Origin of the sequence: Cohaesibacter marisflavi, from assembly GCF_963665895.2 — a bacterium.
Lineage (GTDB): Bacteria > Pseudomonadota > Alphaproteobacteria > Rhizobiales > Cohaesibacteraceae > Cohaesibacter > Cohaesibacter marisflavi.
Genome location: NZ_OY762534.1, coordinates 4,212,161 through 4,224,598, shown reverse-complemented (window position 1 = coordinate 4,224,598; position 12,438 = coordinate 4,212,161). Strand labels below are relative to the sequence as shown.

Here is a 12,438-nt window from a genome sequence, read left to right as displayed (position 1 = left end):
GGATTTTACCGATGGCCACCACTACCAAACACAAGTTTTATATTGTCGATCTCGTGCGCAATAAGCCCAAGAGCGAGTTCATCGAAGTACCTGCCTTCCGCGTTGATATCGAGTTCGAGGTGACGACGAAAGGCAAGACCCCTGCTCCTGAATCCCTGCTCAAGCGTCTGGAGGAAGACGCCCGCGAGGTGCTGGAAGGCAAGGAAGCGAAGATCAAGAAGCTTGCCTTCGACGCAGCTGAAGAAATCGATGGCCTGATGAAGGTGCGCCCTGTCACGCAGGATACCGCCCGGAAGGTCCAGATAATAACGGCAATCACCAACAAGGCGATCCGCGCGCTGATGGATTCGGCCGAAGCGGAAGCCAAGAAGGCAGCGCAAGACCGCCTGAAGAAAGAAGCCCGCAACGATTCCAACCTTACTGAAGCAAGGGTCAAGACCGTAGTAAAATGGGGAAAGTCCCTCCTAAAGATTTCCACCAGTGTTGGCAGACTGGTCGCAACTTCCGGAGCCGATGTCTCGGCTTATATCGCGATCGCCAAAGCACTGAAGGTCCTGTATGACGATTTCAAAGAGCAAATGCGCGACGAGGAGAAACTGAGGAAGGTCCTCGACTCCGCCCTGACCGATTTTGCCAAACACAAGGGCGAATTGACCAAAAAGAAACAAGAGGCTGACAAAAAGCTGGCCAGCTTTGCCAGCAAGGCCGAGAAAGCTCGGAAGGACTACCGCAACAATGTAACGAAAACCCGGCATTCAACAGACAATCTGTCCAAAGCCGCAGGTAAAATCCAGGCCAAGATGAAGGCTGCCGCAACGATCAAAGAAGGGGTCAAGATTGGAGCGGAATGCATGAAGCTCAAGGGGCAGGTGCGCGTTCTGGCAACGCGTCTCGACAAGCAGGAAACCTTTCTGGACTATATCGAGGACGCGCTGAAGGATTTGGGCGCCAAGGTTGACGACAAAACACTATTGGAGCGGATTAAGGCTCTCGACCGGAAGACCATTCAGACCGAGGCCAAGAATGTCAAAGGCATTCTGAAGTCGATCACGTCAGCGGTTGAGGAATTTGCCACTTGATGGTTTTCGCAGCCCCCGCTTGGGGCATCTCCCCGTAATTTTTTTCATTATGGCGCAAACCTTAAGGGGCCTCCCCTGCACTAACAAGGCAACAGGGCGTGCTCGGCAGACAAACCGGTACGCCATCAGCCAAGTTAGGGACGGTTCAATGTCAAAAAGCGGACAGAAGTTCGTCGCGCGCAACAGGGCGCCTCGGGTACAGATCGAATATGACGTAGAGCTCTATGGAGCCGAGAAGAAAGTCCAGCTTCCGTTTGTCATGGGAGTCATGTCAGATCTTTCCGGAAAATCCGAAGCTTCCCTCCCAAGCGTTGCTGATCGAAAATTTCTGGAAATTGATATCGATAATTTCGATGAGCGCATGAAAGCGCTTCGCCCGAGAGCGGCCTTCTCGGTGCCAAACACCCTGACTGGTGACGGCAATCTGAACATCGATCTTTCGTTCGAAAGCATGGAGGATTTTTCTCCGGCCGCAATCGCAAAAAAGGTATCTCCCCTGAACAAGCTGCTTGAAGCAAGAACCCGGCTTTCTCATCTCGCCACTTATATGGACGGCAAGACGGGAGCTGAAGATCTTATTGCCAAGCTGATAGCCGATCCTCAGGCGCTCACCGCTATTCTCGCGTCAGCGGGAGATTCTTCCGCCACGCCTCAAAACCATGCAGAAGCCATTGAAAGTTTGAGGCAAGCGGCATCCAATACAGAAATGGCGGCAGAAGAAGATACAACTGGGGCCGCCCTTAATAGCCTGCGCGATATCCCTAGCCGCGACCTTCAGGAAAAGCCAGACGAGAGACACGCGGCGTTTGAAAGCCTGCTATCCTCATCGGCCGCCCCATCCATGGAAGAAGAAGACCCGACCGAGGCTGTGTTCGATGCGTTGCGGTCACATCAGACCGAGCCAGAAGTAGATGACGACGAAAGGGACATCACCTTCAACAGTCTTCTGGCAGGGCGCGACGAAGGCGAGAGCGGAGAACAGCAAGATCTTGGCCTGACTTCCGATGAAGATCAGGATCTTGATTTATTGCTTGCTGACGAAGACGCACCTGACGCCGACGATACAGAGGCAGGCTTTTCTGATCTGGAAGCAGATGGTGGTACAACGACAGAAAGCCCCCCCTCATTCGACTTGGATGAGGCCGTCTCTCAGGACAGTGAGTTGCATCTCGATGGGCTGTTTGAAGAGCAAGACGCAGAGGAGGATGATCAGCCTGACGAGCTGGAAGCACTCCTACTAGATCGTGATGATGATGAAGAGGAAGAGAGCGAAGACGAACTAACGATCACGGAGCCCTTTGGCATTCTTTCCCTTGACCAACCCCAAGATATTGACGCTTCGCGGCCCAAATTCCGCATTGCGCTTTTGGGCGATTTTACAGGGCGCGCCAACCGTGGGGATCTGGCAACGGGCGATGATCTCGCCAATCGCAAACCGATCAAACTTGATGTCGACAATCTAGACACCATCATAGCCAGATTTGCGACTACCTTGCTTCTGCCTTTGGGCAAGGATGGTGCTGGCATCGAAGTCAAGTTAAACAGTCTTGATGACCTTCATCCCGATGAACTCTATGAAAATGTGTCAATTTTCGAAGAGCTGTCTTCCCTCCGCCAAAGCGTCGCCGCTGGCACCGCCTCGTCTCTTTCCAAACTGAGAGACCTCACTGTCGAACCAATCGATATCGAACATTTGCCACGGACCAGAGCCAAGGGCAGTTCCGTGCCTGCCAACAGGAAACTCGGCGATTTCCAGCGTCTGATCGGTGATGAAGAAGGCATTACAGTCACAGCAACACCAGCAGAAGACCTTATCAATCGAGTGGTTTCTCCTTATGTCAAGGCGGCCCCAGACCCTGATCAACAAAGCTATCTTGCGGCCATCGACAATGCCTTGTCAGGTGTCATGAGAGCCATTTTGCATCATCCGGATTTTCAGGCCGTCGAGTCAACCTGGCGTTCGCTTGACTTGCTTGCCAGACGGGTCGAGACCAACGCTTCGCTTGAGATTATTCTCTATGATGTCTCAGCCGAAGAATGGGCTGCGGATCTGTCCGCTCAGGATGAGTTGTCTGAATGTGGTCTCTTCCGGATGCTGGCCGAAGAGCCGCGCCTTGATGAGGCACAGGGCCCCCTGTCTGCCATTTTCGGGCTTTACAGTTTGGAGGAAACCCCACCCCACGCGGAGCTTCTTGCCCGTATGGCAAAGATTTCCGCATGGATGAAAGCCCCGTTTGTTTCAGCCATCTCTCCGAAGTTTCTTGAAATATCTAAAGAGGATCGCCATCCGGCAACAGCCAAATCATGGGACGCCATGCGCGCGCTACCGGAAGCGGCCTATGTCGGCCTTGCCTCGCCGCGCTTTTTATTGCGGTTGCCATATGGACGCAAAACCGAACCGGTAGACCCTTTCGATTTTGAAGAATTCACCCTTCGCAGTGGTTTGAAAGGCATGCTCTGGGCCAATCCCGTCATTCTATCAGCAATCCTGATGGCAAAAACCGTGAGCAGCATGGGCAAATCGATGGAGTTGGGCAAGATCATGTCTCTGGATGACATGCCAGTCCACACCATGAATGATCAGTTTGGCGACCAGATCGCCTTGCCCTGCACCGAGCGCCTTCTGAACACGCGTACAATGGCCGATGTCGTGACACGCGGCTTCATCCCGCTACTGTCCATCAAGGGGCGCAACGAAGTTCGGCAAGGCTCCTTTCAAGCATTGAGTGGTTCGATGCTCGCAGGCCCTTGGGCTTCAATCACGACGCCTGCCAATGCAACAAGTGATACGACCCTCAGCTTTTCGTCCGCGCTATCGAAATCCGATGAAGACACCGAAACTGAAAATGAAGATTTGACGTCAGAAATCTCAGGCACTGGTGACGATGATCTCGGACTAGATCTCGATCTGACCGCTGACGATAGCGATAGCGACGCGCCTACCGACGATGACGCTGACAGCAACGGTGATGTGGATCTGGATAGCCTGTTGGCTGAGTTCGATGATGAAACAGATGACACGCCGTCTTCGGACGACGACGAAGACGAAGACGATCTCGATGCCGAGCTGGCAGCACTTCTGGAGGGGCTATGATGCTTGATGGAGATAACACCACCCCGGACGAGACCGTCAGCGAAAATGGAACCGCCGCCTCCATCCTCATAGCGCAGCTTGATGAGGGCTATTGGCTTATCGAGGGTGACCAGCATCTCGCTGCATTGCTATCAGCGGAAGAGCCTTACCCAACGCCTGTTTATTGTGTCCGGTTTGCAAGCAAGTTCGAGATGGCCTCCCTGCCCTCAGGCGGCATAGACACTGCCGATCTGTGGGCCATTCACACCGGCATTATCGATCGCCTGAAGCGCGAGAACCAACTCGTCCTTGTCGACTATTCGCAAAGCGCATGACCCTTCTTTCAAACGGTGAAAGGTAAAATAATGGCAAGTCAATCTATTCTGGAAGGCCGTCAGGTCCGCCTTGAATTGCCCAATAACCTGAAGGGTTTTTTGATGCGCGCCCAGATCGATGAAGGACTGAGCCGGATAACCGAGACGACAATCGAGTTCATGTCTCCAGATATCGATCTGGACCTGCAAAAGGTTGTTGGAGAGCGGATGCGCCTTGAAGTCGATGCCCCGAAAAACAAGATCCGCTATTTTCAGGGCCACTGTGTCGCCGCGGAATATCTTGGCTCCCACGCTGGCCGAGGGTATTTTCGAGCCGAGGTGCGCCCGTGGCTATGGTTCCTGACACGCACGACAGACTGCCGTGTCTTTCAGGACAAGTCCGTGATTGATGTCATCAAGGAGATCTTCAATCAGCACGGTTTCTCTGATTTCAAGGATTCAACCAAGCAGAGTTACAAACCGCGCGACTATTGCGTTCAATATCAGGAAACGGACTTTGCCTTCGTCTCGCGCCTTATGGAAGAGGAAGGCATCTATTATTACATCACGCACGAAAAGTCGAAAGAGACCCTCGTTCTGGCCGACGATGCAAGCACGCATAAAGCAGTTGAGGACAATGCAGAGATAGAGTTCTATTTTCGTGAACCACACTATCGTCGCGCCGATGACCATATCTTTGAGTGGCGCGGTGGAGAGAGCATCCAGTCCGGCAAGGTTACGCTACAAGACTATGATTTCGAGAAACCGAAATCAGACCTTAGAACGGTAAAAGCTCTGCCGCGCGGCAAGCACTCATATAAATCTTACGAAGTCTATCAATATCCGGGACGCCACAGAGAACTTCGTCTTGGCGAGCATCATGCCCGTGTCAAGATTGAAGGCATCGCGGCTCAGGCGCAACGGGCCATGGGCGTGTGCAATGTGCAACAGATGATGGCTGGAGGGAAATTCAAGCTCAAAAAGCATCCTCGCAAGGCCGAAAATGCGGAATATCTCGTTCTTTCCGCCTGCCACCAACTACAGATCGACGCCGATATCGATGACAGGGAAATCATTGATGCGATACTGGGCCCGACCCTTACGTTCGATCATTCTAACACCATCGACATCTACAGATGTTCCTTTGAAGTTCAGCCTATCAGCGTCGCTTTTCGCGCGCCCCAGATCACGCCTCGCCCGCCTCATCCGGGCATCCAGACTGCGGTCGTAGTCGGCAAGAAGGGCGAAGAAATCTGGACCGATGAATATGGCCGGATCAAGGTTCAGTTCCATTGGGATCGCGAGGGCAAGAGAGACGACAAATCCTCCTGCTGGATTCGAACCACGGTTCCATGGAGCGGCAAGGGCTGGGGCATGGTGGGCGTGCCGCGTATGGGACAGGAAGTGGTTGTTCAGTTCGAGGATGGCGATCCGGATCGCCCGATCGTAACAGGCATGGTCTATAATGGCGACACCAAGCTGCCCTACAAACTACCAGCCAATCAGACACAAAGCGGATTGAAGACAAACTCCTCCAAGGGCGGTGGCGGCTTCAATGAGCTGGTGTTTGAAGACAAGAAAAACGCGGAGTTTGTCCGTTTCCAGTCCGAGCGCGACTATAAGCAGATCATCAAGAACAATGCCGAGGTGACCATAGGGCTCGAACACAAGAAGGGCGGCACCTTCACCCAGACGATCCATGGCACAAAAACCGAGACCATCCGCGAGGGAGATCACAGCTTCACTGTGACCAAGGGCAAGGAAGATATCTCGGTTGCCCAGACGCGTAAGACCGGCATCGGCGGGGAAGATCATTTGCGTGTCGACAAGGATCAATCCGTCCGCATTCTTGGCGCCAAATCCGACGATATTGCCGACAACTACGATATCGACGTAGGAGATGCTCTGAAGATCACGGCCAAATCCCGGATCACGCTCAAATGCGGTGGCTCAACCATCGAGATGACCCCGACGAAGGTCACCATTTCTACCACCCAGATCGAATTCAAGGCAAAGGCCACTGCCAAATTCACCGCCGGAGCCCAGTTGAAGATGGAAGGCAAAGGCCAAGCCTCCCTCAAGGGCGGCGGTATGTTGAAGCTCGAAGGCGGAGGCATGACGCAGGTGAAATCTTCCGGAATGCTGCTCGTCAAAGGCGCTTTGACGATGATCAATTAGCAGGAGGCAACATGACGATCAGCACACGATTTTCAGATTTGAAAAAACTGCCAGAAATTCCTGCTGCAAAGGCGCTGGCAACTGGAAACGTCGTTTTGCAAACATCGCTTGAGGCCCACGCGAGTGCCTCCATACCCGAAGTTCTCACCGAATTGGAAGCAAAGGGCGCCCTTGTCGATATGCTGCAACTGTTGGCCCACGCATTGCCCGCCAGAGAGGCAACATGGTGGTCGTGCCTTGCGGCGCGGGAAACCCTCGCTTCGGGCGCCCTTGTTCCTGCCTCGGTTCAGGCGGCCGAGGCATGGGTGCGTCAACCCGGCGTAGCAACCAGAACCCAAGCCCGTGCAGCCCTCGATCGGGCGGGCAACGAAGACAATACAGCCTTTTGCGCGATGGCGGCGAGTTTTGCTGATGGAACCTTGGGGCCGGGCAATCTGAACGACTATGACACGCCTCCGGGGGCCGTCGGTTTTGCCGTATTCGGAATGGTGCTGGACGCACTCTTTCATGACGAGGATCAGGTGGAAACCAATGGTCCATTGCTCTTGGAACGCGCACTCAATATTGCGCGCGGCGGCAACGGCAATGTTGCTGAGCCTGCGCCAATTCCATCCGAGAAGGAGACCAGATCATGACACTCCCTGCCGCCCGCATCGGAGACAATCACGTTTGCCCTATGGTGACTGGCATCATTCCTCATATCGGAGGCCCCATCGTCGTTCCCTGCCCGACGGTGCTCATAGGCAAAATGCCTGCCGCAACAGCAACCTCCATGGCGGTCTGTGTCGGTCCTCCCGATATGGTGGCCAAAGGCTCCACCAAAGTGCTGACAGGCAAGAAGCCGCAGGCGCGATTGGGGGACACATGCGCCCATGGAGGCGTCATCGTCATGGGCTGCCCAACCGTTTTGGTAGGAGGATAGCGGCATGGGTTTGACCCTCAAATTGATGAATTCAGGCGCGATGCCGGGCGACAAAGCCATGGTTGATATGGTGGATGGCACCGTAACGATCGGACGCGGTGAAGACAATGATCTTTCCCTGCCTGATCCGGAACGCGCCCTGTCCAAACGCCATTGTGTGGTCGAAGAAAGGAATGGTGACTATCTCATCGTCGACATCAGCACCAACGGCACATATCTCAACTATGGCTCAGAGCGAATAGGCGATATCCCGACACCACTCAACAATGGCGATGTCATCCAGTTGGGGGCCTATGAACTGGTCGTCACGATCGACAAGAACCAGCCCGATGCCAATGACGCCATGCCGATGCCTCCAGCCGATGCCAGCGAGATCATTCCGCAAGCAGCAAGAAGCGGGCGGGCTCCTTCGGATATTCAGGATTCCCTTGATGATATTGACGCTCCGTGGGACGACATCATCAGCGCCCCTATCGCCACCGAACAATCCCAGCCAGAAAATGCGCCGGTTTGGAAGCGGCAAGCCATTCCAGATGATCCCTTCTCTGGCGATCCGCTTTCAGAGCCACTCGACCCTTTTGAAGACATCTCGGTCTCTGATGATCCATTTGCCCAAGCCCCTGCACCGGAAGACTTTTCATTCGACTCCCCCCCCTTGCCACCGATAGATGCAGGAGAAAGCCTCACGGATCACTCCCCCTCTTCACAGGATCACTTCACGCGCCCGGCCGTGCAAGCCCCGATTATCCCGGACGATTGGGATGAGATGTTTGCTCCGAAGACGGAGCCATCCCCTTCCATGGCAGAGCACGATACCCCTGCTGCGCCAATACCAGACACACCGCCAGCTCCAGCCGCCCCGTCTGCTCGCGCCTCACAGCCAACAGCTGAGGCATCAAGACAACCGGAGCGCCCACAAGGTGACACCGGGGATGCGGCTCGCGCTTTTCTCGGAGGAGCTGGCGTGCAGCATCTCGATATCCCTCCGCATGAAATGGAACAAACCATGGCGCGCATGGGACGTGTCTTTGCAGCAATGGTGAGTGGCATGCGCGAAATCCTGATGACACGGGCCTCGATCAAGAGCGAATTGCGCATGGAGCGCACTATGGTCAACCAGGGAGGCAACAATCCTCTTAAATTCTCAATCAGTGCCGAGCAAGCCGTAGAAGCCATGATCCGGCCAACCGTGCACGGCTATCAGGATGCGGAAACGGCAACCACAGAAGCGCTGAATGATATCAAGGCCCACGAAGTGGCGATGATGTCCGGCATGGAGGCCGCTCTCAAAGATTTGCTGTTTCGCCTTGGCCCCGATCAGCTCTCCCAGAGGATCGAATCCGGCTCGACCCTTGGCGGTCTCCTTGGCGGCAGAAAAGCCAAATATTGGGAAGCCTACGAAAAAATGTACGCCCAGATAGCCCGCGAAACCGAAGATGACTTCCAGTCTGCATTCGGGAGGGAATTTGCACGGGCCTATGAAGAACAGCTGAAAAAACTCTGAAAGGATAAACCATGCGTACCAGACTTATGTTACTCGCAGCCGCCCTTTTGTTTGCCTTGGCTGGCTGCAACGGCCCCTCGGCCACCACGGTCAATATCTCGGCAGCAGGGAGTGCCAACATGAACGGCGGCGCACCTGTAAAACTCAAGGTCTTTTACCTCAAGTCAGCTGGCAATTTTGCATCGGCAGACTTTTTTGCCCTGTTCAACAAGGGCAGCGAAACGCTTGGAGATAATCTCCTTGGCACGGACGACATCCAGATGGTGCCGGGAAGAACTGCCAACAAAAGCCGCAGCCTTGCAACCGAACCGACAGCAGTGGGGATCGTGGCCGCCTTTCGCGATATTGGCGGCGCAAAATTCTCGGCAGTGCGCCGGATCTCCCCCGGTCAGGAGAACAACCTCAAGGTCATCGTCTCCGGAAACAGCGTTTCGATCCGATAGACAAGTCGTCGCCCAAAAAGCTTAAAGCCCGCTCAAGCAGAAAAGCCGAGCGGGTTTATTTTTACCAAAAAAGGGAAATTTCAGATCAGATCCAATGAACCCTGTCGATGCTCTCCGGCACTTACAGTCAGCTTATGTCTTTGCAGGCAGAAGGGCTGAAACTGAATTGCCAGAGGAGAAGAGTACGCGTGTCCTGGGAAAACAAGGTTGTATGGCAGGAAGGACTTTTCCTCCAACCGCATCACTTCCAGCAGCATGATCGCTATGTCGAGGCGCTGGTCGACGGGGTAACATCAGCCGTCTCCCCCTATGTCTGGGGCTTGCGCGAACTGACGCTGGATGAAGATCTCCTCAAACTGGGCAAGATCGCGGTGAAGAGCTGCACCGGCCTGACCCCGGACGGGGTTACCTTCAAGATTCCCCAAACAGAAGACCATCCGCCTGCTCTGGACGTGCCGACCACAGTCAAGAATTCCATTGTCTATCTGGCTGTGCCTATTCGGCGCCATGGTGCCGTCGAGGTCGACATGAGCGACGCGCCCCAATCGGCATCTCGCTACCGTCCAGAAGAAATAGAGATTACCGATAGCATGGGCCGCGATGGTCGAGCCGTGCAAATGGCGATTTGCAAGTTGCGTCTGCAATTTGCTCTGGACCTTGATGAACTGACAGACCAGATCGTTATTCCCGTAGCACGCATCATAGAGGTACGGCAGGACAAGGAAATCATTCTGGACAACGCCTTCATCCCCACTTGCACAGACATACGGGCGGCACGTCCGTTGCATGGCTTTCTGCATGAACTGGAGGGCCTTCTGAGCCATCGCGCAGAGGCGTTGGCCGGACGGTTGAATCAGGACGGCAGTGCCAAAGGCGTCTCTGAAATCTCCGATTTCCTCCTGCTCATTTCCATCAATAGGGCCTTGCCATCCATCCGGCACCTTTTGTCGATTGAGAATATCCATCCGCATATTGTTTATCAGACGCTGGCGAGCCTTGCCGGTGAGCTATCAACCTTTATGGCGGCACAAAAGCTTGCGCCTCAGTTTGCCCCCTATCGCCATGATGATCTGACCAACATTTTCCAACCTCTATTCCAGACATTGCGCAGGCATTTGAGCGCTGTCCTTGAGCAAAATGCGGTTTCCATTCCGATCGAAGCAAGAAAATACGGCGTCTCTGTTGCGATGATTTCGGACAAGCGCCTTGTTACCTCCGCCACCTTCATACTCGCCGCCAAAGCCAGCGTACCGCTTGAAAGCATCAGGCGGCACTTCCCGACACAGGCGAAACTGGGCCCGGTGGAAGACATTCGCCAGCTGGTCAACTCGGCTCTGCCCGGTATTGACCTCAGACCGCTTCCTGTTGCGCCTCGTCAGGTGCCCTATCATTCGGGTGTTGTGTATTTCGAGCTCGATAACACGAGCACCTACTGGAAGCAGATCACGACGTCTGGCGGACTTGCTGTGCATGTATCTGGTGAATTCCCCGACCTTGAAATGGAACTCTGGGCCATTCGATAGCCCCCAAGGAGCGCATGATGACGTCCGATGATCCTTTTGCAGAGCCGTTCGATACTGACAAGACCGTGATCCGGCCCAATCCCGGAGGGCGCCGGCAAACGACGGCCAAGCAGCCAACCCCGAAGCCGCAACCGGCACACTCTGCGCCCACCCCATCCGCCGCTCCACCAGTTGGCGCCGGGGGCACCATACCTGTTGTGCCCACCAGCGCGGCGACAACCGGGATGAACCCGCTCAACGCAGCGGCCTCAACACTGTTTTCCCTTGTGGCGCGCATCAGGAACCGGGCCCAGCATTCCGACCCGGCTGCGCTGCGCCAAAGCGTTGTCAATGAAATCCGGACATTCGGAAATACCGCCCAGCAGAATGGTGTCCCTGTCCAGTCAATTCGCGCTGCACGTTATGCCATATGCGCAACGATTGACGATGTCGTGCTCAACACCCCTTGGGGCGGCCAGAGCATTTGGGCGCAACAAAGCATGGTTGGCACCTTCCACAAGGAGACCCATGGCGGCGACCGCTTCTACGAATTGCTCTCCAGTCTGGAAAAAGCGCCCTCCCAGAATCTCGACTTGCTCGAATTCCTCTATATGTGCCTCAGCCTGGGCTTTGAAGGACGCTTGCGCGTGGAGCCGCGCGGCTCGGAAAAGCATCTCTCCATTCGAGACGGACTGGCTCGCCTCATCCGAACGCACAGAGGTGACACGGATCGCGATCTCTCTCCGCATTGGCGAGGGGCCAATGTGGCTCACAGGATCCTGTCCAACTGGGTACCGGTATGGAGCACCGGAGCTGTTGTTCTCGCGGGCATGTGCCTTTTGTTCTTCGGTTTTTCTTTTGCATTGAGCCAGGACACAGATCTTCTGCGCGGCAAGATCACAGCGCTCAATGTCAGCAGGCCGGTTGTTCTGGAGCGTCCTGCACCGCCACCACCACCTCCGCCGCCAGCACCGAAGGAAGTCGAAGCGATCGAAACCGTCTCGGCCTTCCTTGAACCGGAAATCAAGGAAGGGCTCGTTTCCGTCGAAAAGATTGGCAACACACTGGTTGTCCGGCTGGCTGGCAAAGGCATGTTCCCCTCCGCCTCCGATAGCCTTGAAACACGCTTTGAAACCGTTGTTGATCGCGTCGCCGAAGCCCTTGATGACGAAGACGGAAAAATCATTGTCGCAGGACACTCGGACAATATCCCCATCAGCACGGCGCGCTTTCCCTCCAATCTGGCCTTGTCATTGGCCAGAGCGAAATCGGTCATGAACCGCATTTCGGAAAAGCTATCCGACAAAGACCGTATCTCTGCGGAAGGGCGCGCTGACAAGGAACCCATCGCGTCAAACGAAACCGCAGAAGGGCGCGCCAAGAACCGTCGCATCGAAGTTATTCTAGTGAAGGCGAGCTGAGC

Annotated in this window: 10 protein-coding genes; all 10 read left to right on the top strand. The window is 54.8% G+C overall.

Going from position 1 to position 12,438, the window contains the following annotated elements; all coding sequences use genetic code 11:
* The first annotated feature begins 11 nt into the window (after nt 1–11).
* A complete protein-coding gene (locus ACKPCT_RS19825; protein WP_319567749.1) occupies nt 12–1,079 on the top strand; it encodes a hypothetical protein in 1,068 nt (355 codons plus the stop codon).
* A 148-nt stretch (nt 1,080–1,227) separates the two neighbouring features.
* Nucleotides 1,228–4,173, top strand: a complete 2,946-nt coding sequence (gene tssB / locus ACKPCT_RS19820; protein ID WP_319567748.1) for a type VI secretion system contractile sheath small subunit — start codon at nt 1,228–1,230, stop codon at nt 4,171–4,173.
* Nucleotides 4,170–4,487, top strand: coding sequence for a hypothetical protein (locus ACKPCT_RS19815; RefSeq protein ID WP_090075023.1), 318 nt, complete (start codon nt 4,170–4,172; stop codon nt 4,485–4,487). The genes tssB and ACKPCT_RS19815 overlap by 4 nt, the downstream gene beginning before the upstream one ends.
* A gap of 30 nt (nt 4,488–4,517) precedes the next feature.
* The gene (locus ACKPCT_RS19810; RefSeq protein ID WP_319567747.1) at nt 4,518–6,644 is read left to right on the top strand and encodes a type VI secretion system Vgr family protein; all 2,127 of its coding nucleotides are present in this window, start codon (nt 4,518–4,520) and stop codon (nt 6,642–6,644) included.
* Nucleotides 6,645–6,655: 11 nt separating this feature from the next.
* Nucleotides 6,656–7,279 (top strand): DUF6931 family protein, encoded by a 624-nt coding sequence (locus ACKPCT_RS19805; protein ID WP_319567746.1) that lies wholly within the window; start codon nt 6,656–6,658, stop codon nt 7,277–7,279.
* A complete protein-coding gene (locus tag ACKPCT_RS19800; protein ID WP_090075025.1) occupies nt 7,276–7,566 on the top strand; it encodes a PAAR domain-containing protein in 291 nt (96 codons plus the stop codon). Before ACKPCT_RS19805 ends, ACKPCT_RS19800 begins: the two co-directional genes overlap by 4 nt.
* A gap of 4 nt (nt 7,567–7,570) precedes the next feature.
* Entirely contained in the window at nt 7,571–9,070 is a 1,500-nt protein-coding gene (gene tagH, locus ACKPCT_RS19795; RefSeq protein ID WP_319567745.1) for a type VI secretion system-associated FHA domain protein TagH, read from the top strand.
* A gap of 11 nt (nt 9,071–9,081) precedes the next feature.
* Nucleotides 9,082–9,513: a type VI secretion system lipoprotein TssJ gene (gene tssJ, locus ACKPCT_RS19790; RefSeq protein ID WP_319567744.1), complete on the top strand. Its 432-nt coding sequence runs from the start codon at nt 9,082–9,084 to the stop codon at nt 9,511–9,513.
* 188 nt (nt 9,514–9,701) lie between these two features.
* Entirely contained in the window at nt 9,702–11,036 is a 1,335-nt protein-coding gene (gene tssK, locus ACKPCT_RS19785) for a type VI secretion system baseplate subunit TssK (protein ID WP_090075028.1), read from the top strand.
* A 14-nt stretch (nt 11,037–11,050) separates the two neighbouring features.
* A complete protein-coding gene (gene icmH, locus ACKPCT_RS19780; protein WP_319567743.1) occupies nt 11,051–12,436 on the top strand; it encodes a type IVB secretion system protein IcmH/DotU in 1,386 nt (461 codons plus the stop codon).
* The last annotated feature ends 2 nt before the right edge of the window (nt 12,437–12,438 follow it).